The 18254-nt window shown below is 36.4% G+C and carries 21 protein-coding genes; 4 read left to right on the top strand and 17 right to left on the bottom strand.

Annotated features, from left to right (window positions below):
- Positions 1–2: 2 nt before the first annotated feature.
- The 10 genes from FHS45_RS15420 to FHS45_RS15375 all read right to left on the bottom strand — a co-directional run bounded on the left by FHS45_RS15420 (position 3) and on the right by FHS45_RS15375 (position 7487).
- Positions 3–2492, bottom strand: a complete 2490-nt coding sequence (locus FHS45_RS15420; RefSeq protein ID WP_062440467.1) for a VirD4-like conjugal transfer protein, CD1115 family — start codon at positions 2490–2492, stop codon at positions 3–5.
- A 13-nt stretch (positions 2493–2505) separates the two neighbouring features.
- Complete coding sequence (locus FHS45_RS15415; protein ID WP_062440470.1) at positions 2506–3615, bottom strand: hypothetical protein; 1110 nt, start codon at positions 3613–3615, stop codon at positions 2506–2508.
- A gap of 13 nt (positions 3616–3628) precedes the next feature.
- Positions 3629–3892 (bottom strand): hypothetical protein, encoded by a 264-nt coding sequence (locus FHS45_RS15410; protein ID WP_062440473.1) that lies wholly within the window; start codon positions 3890–3892, stop codon positions 3629–3631.
- A 12-nt stretch (positions 3893–3904) separates the two neighbouring features.
- Positions 3905–4099 (bottom strand): hypothetical protein, encoded by a 195-nt coding sequence (locus FHS45_RS15405; RefSeq protein ID WP_035507912.1) that lies wholly within the window; start codon positions 4097–4099, stop codon positions 3905–3907.
- Positions 4100–4163: 64 nt separating this feature from the next.
- Positions 4164–4601, bottom strand: a complete 438-nt coding sequence (locus tag FHS45_RS15400) for a hypothetical protein (RefSeq protein WP_035507911.1) — start codon at positions 4599–4601, stop codon at positions 4164–4166.
- 409 nt (positions 4602–5010) lie between these two features.
- Positions 5011–5247, bottom strand: a complete 237-nt coding sequence (locus tag FHS45_RS15395; RefSeq protein WP_062440476.1) for a hypothetical protein — start codon at positions 5245–5247, stop codon at positions 5011–5013.
- A 25-nt stretch (positions 5248–5272) separates the two neighbouring features.
- A complete protein-coding gene (locus FHS45_RS15390; protein WP_062440479.1) occupies positions 5273–6292 on the bottom strand; it encodes a DnaD domain-containing protein in 1020 nt (339 codons plus the stop codon).
- A 31-nt stretch (positions 6293–6323) separates the two neighbouring features.
- A complete protein-coding gene (locus tag FHS45_RS15385; RefSeq protein WP_062440482.1) occupies positions 6324–6815 on the bottom strand; it encodes a helix-turn-helix domain-containing protein in 492 nt (163 codons plus the stop codon).
- A gap of 90 nt (positions 6816–6905) precedes the next feature.
- The gene (locus tag FHS45_RS15380; RefSeq protein ID WP_035507905.1) at positions 6906–7229 is read right to left on the bottom strand and encodes a hypothetical protein; all 324 of its coding nucleotides are present in this window, start codon (positions 7227–7229) and stop codon (positions 6906–6908) included.
- Positions 7230–7487 (bottom strand): helix-turn-helix transcriptional regulator, encoded by a 258-nt coding sequence (locus tag FHS45_RS15375; protein ID WP_062440485.1) that lies wholly within the window; start codon positions 7485–7487, stop codon positions 7230–7232.
- A 167-nt stretch (positions 7488–7654) separates the two neighbouring features.
- Between FHS45_RS15375 and FHS45_RS15370 the strand changes: the two genes are divergently transcribed.
- Entirely contained in the window at positions 7655–8056 is a 402-nt protein-coding gene (locus tag FHS45_RS15370) for a helix-turn-helix domain-containing protein (RefSeq protein ID WP_062440489.1), read from the top strand.
- A gap of 248 nt (positions 8057–8304) precedes the next feature.
- Here the strand turns inward: FHS45_RS15370 and FHS45_RS15365 are convergent, their stop codons facing one another.
- The 4 genes from FHS45_RS15365 to FHS45_RS15350 all read right to left on the bottom strand — a co-directional run bounded on the left by FHS45_RS15365 (position 8305) and on the right by FHS45_RS15350 (position 12693).
- Complete coding sequence (locus FHS45_RS15365; RefSeq protein WP_062440492.1) at positions 8305–9306, bottom strand: DNA/RNA non-specific endonuclease; 1002 nt, start codon at positions 9304–9306, stop codon at positions 8305–8307.
- 129 nt (positions 9307–9435) lie between these two features.
- The gene (locus FHS45_RS15360) at positions 9436–9981 is read right to left on the bottom strand and encodes an HAD-IIIA family hydrolase (protein ID WP_062440495.1); all 546 of its coding nucleotides are present in this window, start codon (positions 9979–9981) and stop codon (positions 9436–9438) included.
- A gap of 378 nt (positions 9982–10359) precedes the next feature.
- Entirely contained in the window at positions 10360–11580 is a 1221-nt protein-coding gene (locus FHS45_RS15355) for a hypothetical protein (RefSeq protein ID WP_062440498.1), read from the bottom strand.
- Between the two features lie 276 nt (positions 11581–11856).
- Entirely contained in the window at positions 11857–12693 is an 837-nt protein-coding gene (locus tag FHS45_RS15350; RefSeq protein ID WP_062440501.1) for an HNH endonuclease, read from the bottom strand.
- A gap of 324 nt (positions 12694–13017) precedes the next feature.
- Between FHS45_RS15350 and FHS45_RS15345 the strand changes: the two genes are divergently transcribed.
- The gene (locus FHS45_RS15345; RefSeq protein ID WP_062440504.1) at positions 13018–13224 is read left to right on the top strand and encodes a hypothetical protein; all 207 of its coding nucleotides are present in this window, start codon (positions 13018–13020) and stop codon (positions 13222–13224) included.
- Between the two features lie 488 nt (positions 13225–13712).
- Here the strand turns inward: FHS45_RS15345 and FHS45_RS15340 are convergent, their stop codons facing one another.
- Positions 13713–14072, bottom strand: coding sequence for a hypothetical protein (locus tag FHS45_RS15340; RefSeq protein ID WP_062440510.1), 360 nt, complete (start codon positions 14070–14072; stop codon positions 13713–13715).
- A 224-nt stretch (positions 14073–14296) separates the two neighbouring features.
- On the opposite strand from FHS45_RS15340, the gene FHS45_RS15335 reads away from it, so the two are divergent.
- Together FHS45_RS15335 and FHS45_RS15330 are read left to right on the top strand one after the other, a co-directional pair.
- Entirely contained in the window at positions 14297–14782 is a 486-nt protein-coding gene (locus tag FHS45_RS15335; protein WP_062440513.1) for an ImmA/IrrE family metallo-endopeptidase, read from the top strand.
- A 34-nt stretch (positions 14783–14816) separates the two neighbouring features.
- Positions 14817–15995 carry a site-specific integrase gene (locus FHS45_RS15330; RefSeq protein ID WP_062440515.1) on the top strand — a complete coding sequence of 393 codons (1179 nt, stop codon included), beginning with the start codon at positions 14817–14819 and terminating at the stop codon, positions 15993–15995.
- 87 nt (positions 15996–16082) lie between these two features.
- Here the strand turns inward: FHS45_RS15330 and groL are convergent, their stop codons facing one another.
- Both groL and groES read right to left on the bottom strand, forming a co-directional pair.
- Positions 16083–17720, bottom strand: a complete 1638-nt coding sequence (groL, locus tag FHS45_RS15325; RefSeq protein WP_062440519.1) for a chaperonin GroEL — start codon at positions 17718–17720, stop codon at positions 16083–16085.
- A gap of 60 nt (positions 17721–17780) precedes the next feature.
- Positions 17781–18065: a co-chaperone GroES gene (groES, locus tag FHS45_RS15320; RefSeq protein WP_062440522.1), complete on the bottom strand. Its 285-nt coding sequence runs from the start codon at positions 18063–18065 to the stop codon at positions 17781–17783.
- Between the last annotated feature and the right edge of the window lie 189 nt (positions 18066–18254).

Below are 18254 nucleotides of genomic sequence, written 5' to 3'. Positions count from 1 at the left end.
TTTCATCCCTGCTCCACTGGTGTTTCCTGTTCTTCAATTAATTTATCTATTTGTTTGCGAATGTGACTATACACTTGTCGGTTAATTACTTGATGATCGCCTAAAAGCTTTAAGTTATAAAGAAAAGCTTCCATAGGTTCCTCATTCATTTCCTCCTCACTGTGTTCTAAATGAGGAGCAATTTGTTGATGGATCAGTGAGAATGTGCTTTTATCAAAGAACTCTCCTACTTTTTCCTTCCTCCACCATTCCGTAGATGGTTCTGAATCACTGAATGGTCCATATTGCGATTGATTTTCCATATCCTCTGCCGCCTCGTCTGTCTGTGCTTTATTAGAATAGCCAGTTTGGAAATCAATAACTAATTCTGCTGGATGAACATGGCGGTGTGGGGTAGAAATCTCTTCTTCCGTAATCGATCGCCCTGGACGGAATTCTGAACTAAGATACGTGTGAGCATATTTCATACTGTATTTTCCTGTATTATAGATAGGAAAGGCACGAATCTTTCTTCCTTTCTTATCACGACGTAATAGTACACGTCGCACTACCGTATCTCCTTCCTCCAATTCCTGCAGTTCATTAGCAGTTAGAAGATCTCTTCCTTCCGTACTTTCCGTTTTTGACTTATCCAGTGAAAAAGTAGATCCAGACCGTGTTTGAGTATTTAACGTTTTCTTTCCTAACTTGGAAGAAAAATAGGAAGCAGAATCATAGTCAGCACTCAATATATAAATTTCATTCCCACAGTTACCACGGATAGTGGCTTGCCCATCTTCTCCATACAAATCTTTTAATTGAGCATAGGATTGAACAACTAAGTGAAAGCGAATGTTTCTTCCCAAACATACCGTGATTTTATTTTCCATATCTGCTATCGCAGGCATATTTCCAAATTCATCTAACATAAAGACCACTTCTCGCAAGCATTTTTGTCCTTTGGCAATGGCTGCATTTTTTGATAATACATAATACAATTGGCTAACGAAAATAGACGGAATAGCATGAGTAGACGTATCATAATCGGGTGTAACCATAAACACAGCAATAGGCTTATTGGAGTAAATAATTTCTTTTACTTCCATAGTGCTGCTAGCAGAAATATAAGAGAAGGAAACCTTGCCCGTTTCCTTCTCTACTTTGTCAATCCGAATCGTCGAGCTATCCTTTTGAACTTCTTTATCTTTTGAAGTACCAGGTGCCGAGTCTTGAGAAATAACTAAATGATCTCCGGCTTCTAAAGAGTTTTTAAAGTTAATGGTCCATGTCCCACTCTCTCCTGATTGATTGATTTCAGTGGATCCATCCGGGAATGAAATCATCACTTTGGAAAAAGGATCACCTCGCCCCTTAATACTTTGACCGAAGCCCACTCTTTTTAAATCTAAAGAGTTTTTTGCTGTCATTTTAGCTGTTTCACTCATTGTAAACTTAGTCAATCCATTCATAGCTGTCGTAAAAATGCTTGATCGAGTATTCCCTTTAGAAAAATTACTCGTTGCATATTGACCTTTTGCTACATGTGATTGGGGTAGTTCTTGGAAAAATTGATCCAATGCATTGTATTCTTGACCATCTTCATCCACCTCATTTCTAGTCCCTAACTCCGAGAGCATATTGGCGACCGTGTACATCGTAATTTTCTCTTCCATCCCTTCTGTTATGCTTTTCTCTGTAACCGCAAGGATCATCGCATTCACAAGTGATTTAGCTGAATCATCCCACATGGGTTCTTTAGCGTTTGGATTGTGGTAAAGCATATGAGTAATAGTTTCGCAAAGCGTTTGGGCTGTAGAATAATCCCCATCCTTATAAGATTGTTTAACCAACTCCAGCAAATTGAAGCTCATGCTTTGCATTGGATTCATTAAGTTTAAAACCTCAACCTCATACCCTCTTCTCTCTAGCGTATCCCGGCTAGAAGCAAATAACTCCCCTTTAGGGTCATTGATGACTAAAGAGGGCTGATGTTCAGCACGAGAATAAGCATCTATGGTTGGAATAACATAGGTTTGGCCCTTACCACTTCTTGTCGTACCAATAATTAAATTATTGACAGGTGACGGATCAATAAAAGCTTTGTCCCCTTTTCTAGATAAAACAGGGCCTCCTTTACCTTGATATGGTTGTTTTCGATCAGGAATGGCCTTGTACTGTCGTTGAATTTCTTTTCTCGTTGCAAATCTCTGAGAACCCTTTTCGTCTGTACCTATTGGTTTAAAGTTACTTCTAAGTTTATAAATCATATGGGCTATGCCGACAAAACCAGTTAAGGCAGCTATGCCATAGTAGAGTGGTTGTTCCTGAATATGAAAATCTGTTAAAAATGAAGCTTTAATTTCTATTGGTTTACTGAATTCTGGGAAAGTCTTTAAGGTTGACCACATGGCATATCCCAGATTCCATAGGAAAGTACTGACCAGCATCGTGGATATAAAAAAACAGATGCTTAATAGAATAAGCACCTGTTTTTTAGCAATGACTGATTTCAAATGAATCACCCTCTTATATATTGTTCTTTTGACTCTCCAGATCATCTTGTTGTTCTTTAAGCGAATCGATTTTAGATTGATTTTGGTCTTCTGACTTTTTCTCTGTTTCTATTTGGCTATTTATTTTAGTCAACTGTTCCTCAATTTCTTGATACTCATTAATCTTTTTATTCAGTTCATCGTCTTTCGCTTCACTGGCCATCTTTTTTGCTTCTTCCAATTTATCAATCCTCAAGTAAGCAATTCCCTTTTGTTTATAGAGTTTAGGAGACATCGGCATATCTCGAATATCTACCGCCTGTTTGTATTCTCCATTATGAAAGGCTAGTTTAAATTCACCTAAAGGACTCGGATGAGATTTTTGAAAGGAAGTCAATTCTTCTAGACCATGAACTTGCATAACTTGCTCAGCCAGAAAAGAAATGTTTTCCTTTCCTACATATTGAAAAGCTTGATCATACTTTTTAAGTTCCACCAGAAAATGAAGCAATGTTTGACGTTCCGATTCCGTTAATGTTCCCATTCCTTGTAACTGATCAACAGCTTGTTTTTGCTCACCTGTCCAATAACCTTCATAAGCCGTTTTTACCTCACCCATTCTTTCCAGCTCTTGTGTCGTGGCTCTTAGATCTTTGCCTTGATTGCTTAGAAGTATAAGTAGAATGATGGATGTAACTATGGCTACCATTAACGTGGTGCTGATAACACTCACAAATATTTTGCCACGCTTACCAAGTTGCTTCCAACTCGATTTTTGTAGTTCCTTCTCTTTCAAAACTTCTGTCATATCAATTTGATACGATGGTGGTGTATTAGAAGTTAATTGTTGAAGAAAGACATCCCTTTTTGTTTCTTCATTTTTATTTTCCATAGGTAACTGTAAAAGCTTTTGACAAACATGGTCATAAATATTTGATGTTCCTTCTGCTCCCACTTCATAGGAGCCGTTGTACAGCTTGTCTCCCTCTTCATTAAATATCATAAAATCAAGCGTAATTGGCTTAGCATTTTTCTTTTTTAATTTAGTATCCAATTCTTCCGTTAGCAAGACAACTTCCTGGAAGGAATAAGGGTGAAAGCTCGAAATTTCACCATCCATTTTTGATGTGAATAATACCTTCATGGACCCTACCCCCTTAAAAAATCACCTGACTGTCAATGTATTCAGCGATAGCTGTAGCTCCCATTAGAATTACAAGCCCAACGGCACCACCAATAAACCATACAATAGAGCTTTGACGGCCTCTTACTCCACCCCAGATAAGATGGTAAGCCCCTATACCAAAAGCAATAGCTGCCGAAATAATCCCAAGCAATTGCATGGCTGTAAGAATGGAAGCACCTGTAGACTGTAAATTACTTATGGCAGATAGGAAAACAAAATTAGTTAGTTTCATCATTCATTCGCTCCTTTAAAAATTTTTATCTTCCTTCTCTTCACTTATCCCTTTGTAATGCAGCAAAGATTTCATGACTACATCTTGATTTTCCTGAATATACTCTTGATGTTTGCTATGCAGCCAATCGTTATAAGATAGGTCCTGAATGGTTAATAGAGTCTGAACCAAGTCTTTAGATTGTTTTAGTTCACGGTTCGTAGCACCCATGATAATCACCCCCTTCAAAGAAATTTGGCATAAAAAAGAAGCGATCTAATAAAGATCACTTCTCTTATGATGTAGTCTCATCTATAAATTTTTCTATTGCTTTTTGTTTTTCATCTTCTGAAGAATAATCAACATCTCTTAAAGAAACATATTTTTCTAAGGTCCCATCTTCGTAGTAACCTAATGTCTCAAACTGGATATCCTTAAGTCCTAAGTCGTCAGGTTTTAAATTATTATCCAACATCTCCTCCGACTTAGCATTTATTTCTTTTACACTAATTGATTTAATTTGCTCTTCTACTAGATTAATGTTATCTTTTCTCTCTTTTTCATCTTCCGTATTATTTAGCAATATAAAAGCTTGATTATTGTCTTCGGTGTATTTTTTAAGTTCATCAGGTGATAAAGACTCGACTTGGCCAGTGGCTCCCTCAGCTCCGCAGCCTACGAGAATTAAGGCCAATAATAATCCAGCCAAACCACCAATCCAATGTCTTTTCATCAGATCATTCCCTTCTTAAGTGATTTGTATAACGATTCTAACACCTACTCGAACAAAAAACCACATTATGGAAAGGAATAAAATTATTTGATTGTTTATGGCTAGGTACAATCAACCCTATGCAACATTCGAATAGCCTTTGCTGCAATGCACAACGTTTCTAGCATATACGTAGAACTTTATGCATCTAGGTCAAACTCTCCAGAGCTTCGTTGGCAATGCCTCACCTCAAGAGTATAACCATTATTGATGCAATGCTTTTCCCAGTCACAAGATACGTTTCACGTTACACGCACCGAACGCTGATCGACTGCTAGGAAAATCCCGTGACTTTTCTTTTCCTAACTTAGATATGTACTTTTCAATGTTCAATAAGTGCTGTTCAAGCACGTATTAAAATCGTTATATTTTACCTTACTGATTTCAGCTCACTCATAGGATTTTTCCGTTTTGCAATTGTTTTAAAATGTTTGTCTTTCACAGTTCGGATTCGATAATAGATTTTAGATAGCCTTTCAGCAGCACCATTTCTATCTATCGCCCAAAGACCGTGAATATTGTACACTTTCCCTTCAAAAGTTTTTACGTTATCTGCTTGTGATGAAATATCATAGTAAGCTAAACGATGTTTGCCGGATGTCTTCATATTACCACCTCCCTTTTAAATAAGGTCATGGATCTCCTACGACTTTCAAATTCGTTTTGTTTAATAAGATTTCTTTAGCTGAGCTCTTCCCTTCCCGTATAGCTTGTAGGTCTCTTTCCGAAAGATCATATCTGTTATGAATAGCTTCTAGAATATTCTCCCTGGATCGTTTTAACTTAATTCCTAACTCAATTGCTAAGGCCGTATCCTCAATAGTTGGTTTTTTATTTTCATTTTGTTTTTGTTCGTTACGGTTTTTAAACCATTCAGGTATTACTTCCTGACTTGATGGTACTTTAGAAAACTGGCGTTTGTGGTAAATTCTATCTCTATGTTCAACCTCTTCAGCTTCAGCTTGTTCAATAGTTTTAATTCCTTTATTCAGCCAAGATTGAAGGATACTCTTCACATATCCCCATGAAATCTTATTTCGTTCCAAAGAACGTTTCATGGCTTCAATTGTTAATTCATCGCCAAGCTCCTCGCTCCATCCAGCTATTTCATTAGAAATATGAGGAAGTAATACTCCGATATTGTTTTGATAAAATTGAACGGACTCACTATTCATGGCTTCAGAAGTAGTTGTAGTAATAAATTCTTTTACATTCTTAACTTCTTTAAGTTCTCGTTCATTCTTGTATGTGTCTTTTTGCTGTCTTTCTGATGTCGGGGAGCTGTCTTTTTGATGTTTATCTGCTGTTGTTTTGTTGTCGTATTCTTCACCATTCGATTGATAAAGTGCCCAGTTATCAACGGTTACGATGCTATATTTGTTGGTGGTTTTAACCGTAATCACACCATCTTCTTCTAATGTTTTTATATAATCACGGACGGTGGATTCAGTCATATTTAGCTCAGATGCAGCTTTTTTTCTACCAAATATGAATTGCCCAGGTTCAATTTCTACCTTTTGTCTCCCCACTCTTGATTCAGTATCTTTATGACTAGATTTAGTTAGACAGTATATAAAGACTTTCAACATCTTCTCATTTTCGAAAATTTCACTATGGAGAATTTTCCTGTGAAGCTTTACCCACCCCTGCATACTTTCACCTCTTTTCTTATCTAGCTATTTACTAAAAATGATAGCCCAATGTCTTTAAATCAGAATGATGTTTTCTCCACACCCTTAACCAGCTGATATTATATGTTTCACATAAACTTGTTAAATAAAGCGTTGAAAAGTGAACCACACTAGCCATTGTCTCAGCAGATCTATGGATATCTTGCAATTCCATAGAGTGAACATAATCTATATCTTTCGTCCATGTCACTTGAGCAATGGTTTCAAGTGCTTCCAGTAACTCTTTCTCTAGTAACAACTGAAGAAAATATTTATCGCTATTAGCCCTCGGGCTATCTAACTGTGTAATCCCCCATCCGATATATTCATTAACTGCTTCCAGTGCTAGCCAAGGACTATTGTATTTCTCTATAAAATATTTGGTGGTTACAGGGGGAATCTTCCGTTCTCCCCTTTCTTGCTTTGAGATATACTCTCTAGATTGAAGCATGTCAATTGCCAGTTGTTGCTGTGTTTTATTAATTCCTTTTCTTGTTTTCTTCATGATATCTGCAGCCTTACTATTATAAATTGAACTCACCCCTTGGTTTGTACCAGTAGTTGTAACTAAATAATATATGATAGATTTATAGAGTTATATCACGCCAAAATTTCTTTCTGGAGCTGTTTGATCAGAGACCTCAACATGATCTCTAATCCAGTTTATTACTAGATCTTTAGGGTAAAGTGTCCGTCCTCCAACATGAACCTTTGGAAAATCTTTTCGCCTTAAAATATGAGCGTCTAACGACTGTACACTTACATTAAAGACATATTTGGCTAATTTAGTGCGATCTAACAAGTATGGTAATTCTGTTTCTTTTTGCACATCTTCATGGGCTTTTTTTGCAATTTCATAAAAAATATCGTAAACCTTGTTATTGAAATCAGCTTCAGGTTGTAATTTTGCTTCAAACAATTAAATCATTTCCTTTCTTTCGTTAGATTTTAATTCCTCGTTTTTTGTATGAGAATCTTGTACTTTATAACCAAACAAATAATGGACATTTTTTCCCAAAACTTCTGCTAAACAAATAGCTACTTTAAGAGTTGGTGTTGAATATCCATTTTCCCAATTAGCTACACTTTGTTTTCCCTTGTAACCCAAGTATTCAGAAAGCTCAGTTTGACTCATGTTAGCTTGAATTCTTGCCTCTTTTAAACGTTTATTCTTCACTATTTCACCTCCTTAGTATGAATAACTTGTACTTAAAGTATATGTACAAGATTCTTGTATGTCAATAGATGAAAACAAGATTCTTGTACTTTAGTTAAAAATATCTATAAATACCTAGAAAGATGGTACAATAATCTTGTACATGAAAAAGTGAAAGGATACTAAAAATGCTCTCACAAAGACTTAAATATTCTAGAAAAACCAAGGGACTCACTCAAAATGAATTAGCAAATAAGATTAAAACGACAAAGGGTACAATTAGTAACTACGAAAATGGTTATAGTACACCTTCAAATGAGATGCTAATTAGTCTTGCTAATGCATTAGATGTGAGTGTTGATTATTTATTAGGTAGGTCTGAGACTACAGTAAACGAAACAAAAGAAAATGAGTACAATACTATCAATGAAATAAATGAGCTCATGGATAAGTATGGGATTGAAGATGCTGCATTTTTCGATTTAGAAAAATGGAAGGCTATGGGCCCAGAGCAAATCCGGGAATTGGAAAGTTACTTTCAATACTTACTAAGAAGATCCAAGGAGCGCGAAAACAAGAACAAGGAATAAATCATGTCATAATAGGTTGCATTTTATATATGCACAAAAAAGCAGATAACTTAAAAAAGTTACCTGCTTTTTTGTTTGTTTAAGAATTAACTCTTACATATACCTCAATATTCTTTATTACAGATAAGCTCCCTTTAACGGAACAAAGGACATATCCCCATAATCTTGAATTTTGCAAATTGGTATAAATCGTCCAACGAAGAAAATGTTCTTGCGTTAATTTATTTTGTTTTCACAGTCCTAGAGGCTTACTCTCCAACCATACCATCTCCATCATTATCTCGCATATAAGGGTATAACCAATGGTCGTCTCTTATCGGCATACTGAAACCCGCGTCTTTCGCTTCTTTAATTGTTACTTGCCCATTACCATTAGTATCAACGCTAGAAATATCTCCTTTTTCATCAGAAATAGAGTCATCTGAACTAGAAGATTCGTTACCACCTGTTAATCCTAACGACTCATTAACTTCATCAGGATTTACATTATCGAAAGTATCTTCAACCTCGTTACCGTTTATCGTGTATGAATATTGATACTTTGAAGGTATTTGTGTGTCCGTTTCTGAGTAAGAGATGACTGCTTCAAAATTAGTTGCGCCCCCTGCCTTACGTATCGCATCCTCCATGTACGCTTGGTCACCATGTCGGTTAAGAGTACTTTCTTGAGGTGTAATATTATAGGCGTTAGATACCCCACCCAAAGAGTCAGCAATAATGTGACCCTCATCTAATACATCACTTTCGACACCTGGAACTTTAGCCTCGTCAGAGAAGTATCTGCCACTCGATAGGACTGGTTCCGTTTTATCATCTTGTAGAATAATTTCGTCAGCAACGACTCTTACTAATTGACCGTACTCATTAGTGAATGCCCAGTACTCCCTGTCACCAAATCCTATATCTACTACTACATTTGATTCTCTATCTCCGCTTAAGTCACCACCATCTACCTCTATTAGTTCGTATCCTGAAAACAGTTCATCATCAGTTTCGGTTGGCGTTTCCTCTACTACTGGCTCCTCAACAACCGTAGTGTCAGCTTCTTCCTTTTCCTTTGTATTAACTGCGGCTTCTCCTTGTGGATCTGCTTCTTCTTCCTTTTCACTATTTACATTTGTTTCAACTGCGGTCTCTTCTTGTAGATCTGTTTTTTCATCTGTTGCGGATGCATCTTCTACGTTGTCGCTACATCCAACTATAAAGATGGTCATCAAAAGTAAAATCAAATAGTTCACTTTCTTTTTCATTTTAGCCTCTCCTCTTCAGAACTTGCTCTTTGTACTTTGATTTTTAAATTTTCAATTAAACTAATCTGTCCAGTTAGTTAAAAAGCGATTGTCTATATTGAACAATCGCCCCCTTATCTGGAATTAAGGTTAAGTATTACTACTTATTAAATATTCTTCATACAACCAATCTATTGCCTCCAGAAGATTATTTGCTATGTAATCTATTTTTACATCCTGCAGTTTATCGTAATGTTCAGAAATAGAAGATTCACCAGCTCCGGTCCTAACTAAGATATTTATGCTTCCTACTCTTGAAGCAGCAACCATATCACTCCAACGATCCCCTATCACTGCACAGTTCTCAAGACCTAACTCGTAATCTTTTTGAGCTTCAATTAACATCCCCGTATTGGGTTTCCTACATGAGCACCCTTCATTATGATCATGTGGACACATATAGACATCATCAAACCCAAACGCTAGTAGCTCCTCTTCAAAGTCTTTCTCTTTAGCTAAACCCTTAGAGATACCCGGCTGATTTGTAAAAGAAAAAATCCTTATTCCATCTCTTTTTAATCTATTAATCTCAGTAGCTGTGTAAGGAAAAAGTTCAAATTCCCCTGGATAGTGGACAGTATCGTCACCACCAATGGTTCCATCTCGGTCTATAAAAATTGCTTCAATTTTTTTCACATATAATCTCCTTTTCTCACCTAATTACTACCGATTATTTCAAAATATTTGTTTTAACTCAATCTAATGTTATTTAAGCTACCTATTCTTGAATAAATTACTACATAATATGTGCGTATTCCTATAAAAGATTACTCGTAATTTATCCATTCTCCAGAAGGGCTTTCAAGATTTATTTCATCATAGCAACTTTCACAAATCGTAGGATAAGGATCATTTTCGTTTGTTTTATTACCGCAAAATTGGCACTCCATTTATCATTTCTCCTTTCTTTCAGAATTTGTTTCAAATATGAAATCGGGCAATCCTTGTTAAAGAATTGCCCCCTATACTGAAAGACTTGATTTCAAGATACTCTCTATAAATTCCCTTTAAATATTAAACAACTCTGTTATCTTCATGCTCTTTAGCAAACCACCTAATAACTTGTTGTGTAAGAACATCTAAACACTTGGTGAAGTCACCTAACTGTTCAGGAGGACATTCCATACCCTTCTTTTCATAATTTGTTTTAGCATGAGCGAACATATTTCTAGTATTACTAATAGCATTAGCCACTTCTTCCAAGGCTTTTATTTTATCAGTATCTTTGCTGTCATGATCCAGTTTCTTAGTAAACCTTAAAAACCTCGGTGCTTGCTCTATAATTTCATGTAAATCACAACATGTTTCGATAGTCAATTTAATAGCATGATAGTCCTTTTTATTTGTTCTATTTTCTTCGAAAACCTTGCTTAACTCCATTATGTAGTTTGCGTCTGGATTGAGAGCTCTTGAACTAAACAATTTTTTCGTAACAGAGTTAATTAAGTCTTGTTGTATAACTGTCTGAGAAACATACTCTAATACTTTTGTATAAGTCAATACAAGGATTTCAGTGTTTGAAGTATTTAAGGAAGAATTATATAACTTTAATAATTCCTCTACTCCCTTCCCGCGTAATAAAGGTCTAAGCCTTGATGTACCTTCATTGTAATCGAGCTCATCATAGTGAGAGTCACCACTGGTTAGCCTAGCAGAGAGATGAATACTGATCCCTAAAGTAGATTTCAGCTCAAACAAATATGCTTCAACTAAGCTTTCTGCAACACTCTGATCTATCGAGTCTTCAGCACGAACTTCTATAAAATTATCGTAGCTATCATCTACTGGAGGAACATGGTCGTCAAATTTCTTATCCATAATCAATTTAACTCCATAGCTTGTTAAACCACTCACAACTTCTATAACGTATTCTTGGTCGTCTATTATTTCTTTTGTAGTAGGTATATCAATACCATACACATGCATTAATTCTTGTAACTGACTGTCTATATAGAATAATGCTACTCTTTTACCAACAAACTTATATTCATTAAAAACTTTGACTCGATGAGCTTCATAAACTATGTCAAGTAATTCACCAATGGTAAAGGTTTCTTCGGAATAAGATTCTGGAAACAAAACCTCTAGTTCATAACTCTCATCTATTACTTCCTTTTCATCGTCTTCTTCATAATCGTCTAATACAAAGTTACACCCAATAGAATGTCTTTCAAAAAAATCTAACAGATCACTTACCTCTTGTCTTAATTCATCAGGAATAAATTTAATACTCAAAAAACTCCCTCCTCATATTTCCAAAACCTGTATAATAACAGTTTACATTGAAGCTGAACCTTCAACAATCCTGTCTAATTATTAATTAAATAAAATAAGGGCGATATTCTTATTGAATAATCGCCTCGATTGTTAAGACTTTAATTTAAAGTAAATTGCGATCTGATCGATTTGTTATAAGTCGCAAGGTCATCTTCTAATATTACAGAACTCTTGATGACTCACGTATACAAAAGATAACAGCTATAACATTCGAGAACATACACAATTATAAAATTATTTTGGGAAAAGATTCTCATTTTCCCAAAATCTAGCTCCTAAACTGTGATACATCGTGCTTCTGTCACCTTTTGACTTATTACAATGTTCGCAAGTTAACTGGAAGTTAGTTGGATCATTCGTCCCCCCAGATTCTAAAGGGATAATATGATCATAATTCTCTTGATTGTCTAAATGTAATACTTTAGTCAAATCTGTTCCGCAGATTTGACACCTACCTTTATCCCTCATAAAAACACCTTTTTGTAACCATTTCGGCAAATACTTACACCTTTTAAATACTCCATCTTTTTTTAAATAGTCCGGGTGGTCTTTCAATTTCAGAACCTCTACCACTTCTTGGAGTTGCTTGTTAAATTCATATAGAAATTGTTTATTTGCAAAAAGTACTGTAAATATATCACTAACCATAGTAGGTTCTAATTTTTCTCCATAAAGTTTAAAAATCTTATGTGCGAACTTTTCCACCAAATTTTGATCATACCCATAGAGATGGAGATCTTCATCGTCCAAACCAATAAAAGGAGCTTCACCTAAATAAGAATAATCCACGTCATATATGTTCATAAGCTCTACTAGTGGATTGATTACTGCCATAGGAAAATGTTTATCCAGTGTATACTCATACATTGTAAAGGTAATAAAACTAATGTAGTCATGTAATAATGTTTCTTTGTGAGGCTTTGAGATTTTAGTTAATAAATCAACTTCATCATAATCTAACCAGTTTTCTACTTGTAAGTCATTTACACCATGTAACTCATTTACCATATGAGCAGCATTAATCAATGCTTCATTTCCGTTCCAAGAATATTTCCGACTCAAGTCAACCATATAATATGCTCCTTCGATTAAATTCTACACGCCTAAAACCATTTACTCATACTTACTTATGTAAGGCTACAATTTCAATCTTCTAAAACCCAGTATTAAAAAGCTCTTATTGAATTAATATCTCGAAACTGTGTCTTCTACAATCCTGCCCTTATATGGAAGACTCAGTTTCGAGATAAAATTATATAAATATACAACTTCAGTCGAAACCGTTTACTTATACCGCTTTGCTAATAAACATGCTGCCAAAGCCTACAAAGAGTAAATGACATATAACACCAAATCTCCTCCTTAAAACGATTATAAGGTAAGGAGGAGATAACTATGTATATATACCAGAGGATCAATATCGATGGAAGTACCTGGAGAAGCAGAAGCATCAGTACCGAAAAATTGTTTGATGATGAAGTGTATGTAAACAAAACCCTTCCTGCTTCCAAGGTTAAATTCACGAATGAACCAATTAAGGGGGACTACGAGGGGCTTTGCAAGAGGTTGTCAGGCGAGGTAAAAGTGTACAGGATTCCATAATCTCTTTACAGCCTTTGAAATGACCCCTTGGCCTTTTTTGGTCAAATCTGGGTCAAATAATGATAATTGCTCCCCTAGGTACAGACTTGACTTGGGCCCCTTTTGTACGGGGCTCTTTATATTACATTTCCAAAAGGCTAGTCGTGGATTACTTTTTATTAATACTTTTTTTATTAGCTTCTTGGTACACTTTTATACTCTTAGGAAAGGTATGAAGAAAATGGCTATCTAGAGGTAATTTATGTTCCGATAGAAATCTATAAGTGTAAGAGAACCTCTTCTTATTATTTGTAAGCTTAGAAAACCATTCTGTTTCTTTTACCTTATCTAAAATAAATTCAGCAATCATTTTATAATCATTATTTTTGAAATTAGGTTTATCAAAAATTTTAAAAGGTATCAAATCTAGAATCCCAAAAGTCTTGTAAGAAGTTTACACTAATCATATACTGCTCTTTCATTGTGTCTCTAGATAACATAAATTATTTTTATATAGGTTCATGGTAATATTGGCAAGTCCTTTTCACTAAGAGATGACACTCTTTAAGAAAGGTATAATCGTTAGGATCCAGCTTTTTCATATGGCAAATTTTATTTCTTATTGGAGTTAATTGATAAAGTTGTTTACGCTCTTTTTCTGTGAAAATTTTTTGAAGGGGAGAATATTTTGCAAAGTATGGGATTAATTCGTGGTAATAGCAATTAGCGAAACTATGCTTCTCTTTAATACGATGTTCCCAGGCAATACCATACCCAGTCCTCATCTTTTCATTAATGGTTTGTCTCAATATAACTTCTATATTGTATAGTAGTTCATATGCTTGGGTCATAATCAATACGTCTTTCAAGAATGATCACCATCTCTTATTGGGGATTCTGAAACGAAGTTAAATTATTGAAGTTAATTAGAGGAGTTGTACTAAAACTATTATATCACTTGTCCAACAAGGTTTCTCTAATAAAAAAATATATAGATTGCTAAAATTATATTCGCACTATATACAATAGTGCTTTTTTACGTTGCTTTATCGAACATATGTTCTTATAATGTTTTCAAGGATGGTGATACTTCATGAAATTCCCCTACTATACAACCACTGCTCTTGAAGACATAGTTACTCAATGGTACATCCAACATGAATTTTTCCACCCTGAAGATTTAGATATTAAAGATATTGGATGGGAGAATGAAATTTCTCTACAATTTAGACCGATTCAAGCTAGTTATATAAGAATCGGCAATATAAAATCCATCGTAGTAGATAGTCGATTACCTAATGTTGTTCAACGAGAACAATTCTTTCATGAGCTCTGTCATGCTTTGCGACATGCAGGATGTCAATCGATGATGCCTAAAGATTTTTACGAACTACAGGAGAGAGATGCTAAGCACTTTACTCTTTACGCTGCTCTTCCTTCTCATATGATACAAGATTATTCGTTACATAGCCCTAATATTATTGAGCAATGGTCTAAAGATTTTAAAATTCCTAGTTACTTATGTGCGGAGCGATTAGAACAAATTAAAAGGAGAGTTGTACCGAATATTAACCCATAACCAAGTAGCATAATGTAAAAAGGAGAGAAATATTATGGCTAATTTCAGAAAAAGAGGTAATAAGTGGTATTGCCAGATTTACTTAGGGAGAGATCCCATTACTGGAAAAAAGAAATTTTCATCTAAGGGTGGATTTAAAACGAAAAAAGAAGCCCAACTCGCTGCAGCAGAAATTGAAAAGGAAGTATATGAGAACACATATGTCAAAGAACAAGATACGACATTCCAGTACTTCTCTTTAGAATGGATTAAAATATATAGTGAAAGCGCCAAAATAAGCTCTGTAAGAAATCGAAAGCATAATTTAGATCATCTAAATCGCTTCTTTGGCCATAAGAAGATAAAAGATATCAGCCGAAAACAGTATCAAGCTATGCTCACATCTCTTTATAAAGAAGGTTATGCTTTTAACACGCTTGATGGTATACATTCAACAGGTCGGATGGTATTTAAAAAAGCTGTGGAATTTAACATTATTAAAAATAGCCCATGTGAGTTTGCTAAAATTCCACGTAAAGTAGAAACGGTTGAGGAAGTTGAAAACAATAAAGAAGAAATTAAATTCATGGAGAAACCTGAACTCATTCGTTTTCTTACAGCTGCAAAGGAAGATGGAATTGATAAAGACTTTCCCATGTTTTTAACTTTAGCCTATAGTGGATTACGTGTTGGAGAACTTATGGCATTAAAGTGGACAGATATCGATATGTCTAGAGAAACTCTAAGAGTGACAAAGACCTACTATAATCCTTCAAATCGTACAAAAGAATACCAATTGCTTACTCCAAAAACAAAAGGATCGATTCGAACTATTAAGTTGGATCCAGATGTGATAACGGTGTTAAAAAAACACAAGGAGCACCAAAACAAACTCATTGAAAAATCTAGCGGTTCTTACAATCAATTAGATTTCGTCTTTGCCAAAGAAATCAATAATCCAGGATATCCTGAATTTTTAAAGACGGTAAATACAAGAATGCAACGTTTATTGAAACTAAGTGGGATAGACAAAAACCTCACTCCTCACTCTTTACGACACACCCACACTTCTCTTCTCATAGAAGCAGGTGTTGGGATTAAAGAAATTCAGCAACGTTTAGGCCATGGGGATATTAATACCACAATGAACATATATGCGCATATCACTGAAAATATGGAAGAAAAAGCCTCCCAAAAGTTCAGTGAACTTATGAGAGGCTCTTTAAATTTATAGGTTTTTAAGCCAAGTATGTCAAAAGTATGTCATTTTGACATTATGGGTGAAGCTAAACCCTTGATATCAAGGGTCATGGGTGCATGATTACATCATGCCGCCCATTCCGCCCATGCCACCCATGTCTGGCATGCCGCCGCCTGCGCCGTTGTCTTCTTCTGGAAGATCAGCAACGACTGCTTCTGTAGTCAAGAACATAGCTGCTACGGAAGCTGCGTTTTGTAGTGCGGAACGTGTAACTTTGGTTGGGTCTACGATACCAGCGTCAACCATGTTGACCCATTCGCCGGATGCAGCGTTGAAACCAACACCGACTTTTTCACCTTTCAGGCGCTCAACGATGATGGAGCCTTCAAGGCCAGCGTTGTGTGCGATTTGACGTACTGGCTCTTCTAGAGCGCGTACGACGATTTGTGCACCTGTAGCTTCGTCGCCAGTAAGGTCAAGGCCTGCTACTTTTTCGTAGATGTTAGCGAATGCAGTACCACCACCGGCTACGATACCTTCTTCAACCGCAGCACGAGTAGAGTTCAATGCGTCTTCGATGCGAAGCTTACGCTCTTTCAATTCTGTCTCAGTCGCAGCACCGACTTTGATGACTGCTACGCCGCCAGAAAGCTTAGCAAGACGCTCTTGTAGTTTTTCTTTATCGAATTCAGAAGTAGTTTCTTCTGCTTGTGCACGGATTTGAGTTACGCGGGAAGCGATTTGCTCAGCGTTTCCTGCACCTTCAACGATTGTCGTGTTTTCTTTTGTAACAACCACTTTAGAAGCACGGCCCAATTGCTCGATGCCAGTGTTCTTAAGTTCAAGACCAAGGTCTTCTGTTACAACTTCAGCACCAGTTAGTGTAGCGATGTCTTCAAGCATTGCTTTACGACGGTCACCGAATCCTGGAGCTTTAACAGCTACGGCGTTGAATGTACCGCGAAGCTTGTTCACAACCAATGTTGCAAGAGCTTCACCTTCAACGTCTTCTGCGATCAATAGAAGCGGCTTGCCTTGTTGTACGACTTGCTCAAGTACAGGCAATACTTCCTGGATGTTGCCGATTTTCTTATCTGTGATCAGGATGTATGGATCTTCAAGAATGGCTTCCATTTTATCCTGGTCTGTTACCATGTATGGAGAAGCGTATCCACGGTCGAACTGCATACCTTCTACTACTTCAAGCTCTGTGTTGAAGCCTTTGGATTCTTCGATCGTGATGACACCATCATTTCCAACGCGCTCCATTGCTTCTGCGATCAATTGACCTACTTCATCGTCACCAGCAGAAATGGAAGCAACTTGGGCGATGGATTCTCTGCCTTCAATTGGCTTGGAGATGTTCGCTAGTTCTTGTGTAGCAAGTGCTACCGCTTTTTCGATTCCGCGGCGTACCCCTACTGGGTTTGCACCGGAAGCAACGTTTTTCAACCCTTCACGGATCATAGCCTGGGCTAGTACAGTTGCAGTTGTTGTACCGTCACCAGCTACATCGTTTGTTTTAGAAGCGACTTCGGACACGAGCTGGGCACCCATGTTTTCGAAATGGTCTTCCAGTTCGATTTCTTTTGCGATGGTTACACCATCATTTGTGATTAGTGGAGAACCGAATTTCTTCTCAAGAACGACGTTACGTCCTTTTGGTCCTAGTGTCACTTTTACAGCGTTAGCAAGTGAATCTACACCACGAAGCATCGCGCGTCGTGCGTCTTCATTAAATTTAATTTCTTTAGCCATAAAAAAATGCCCTCCTTATCAAACTCGAATCTGTACGTATTTTATTTGAAACTTAAGGAATTACTGAATGACAGCCAATACGTCGCTTTCGCGAATCACTAAGTATTCTTTGCCTTCATATTTAACTTCTGTTCCTGCGAATTTGGAGTAGATGACATGGTCGCCTTGAGCAACTTCAAGTGCTACTTTTTCGCCATTATCGGTAACTCGTCCAGATCCTACTGCTACTACTTTACCTTCTTGAGGTTTTTCCTTCGCGGAGTCTGGAAGTACGATTCCGCTCGCAGTTTTTTCTTCCTGTTTTACAATTTCAATCACAATACGATCACCAAGTGGTTTTAACAATTCGGACACCCTCCTCAATGTGATTCTATTCATTTACTTATTGATTTATTAGCACTCGACAATCTTGAGTGCTAACACAATTATTATAATAATCAATCACATTTTATTTTGCAAGTAAGAAGTGTAAATTTTTTTCGAAAAAGATTGGTGAAAAATGTCGGGTAAATCCTTATTGTTACGCCGGCTTTT

The organism is Thalassobacillus devorans (genome assembly GCF_011761345.1).
Lineage (GTDB): Bacteria > Bacillota > Bacilli > Bacillales > Halobacillaceae > Thalassobacillus > Thalassobacillus devorans.
This window is presented reverse-complemented; position numbering and strand designations above follow the sequence as displayed.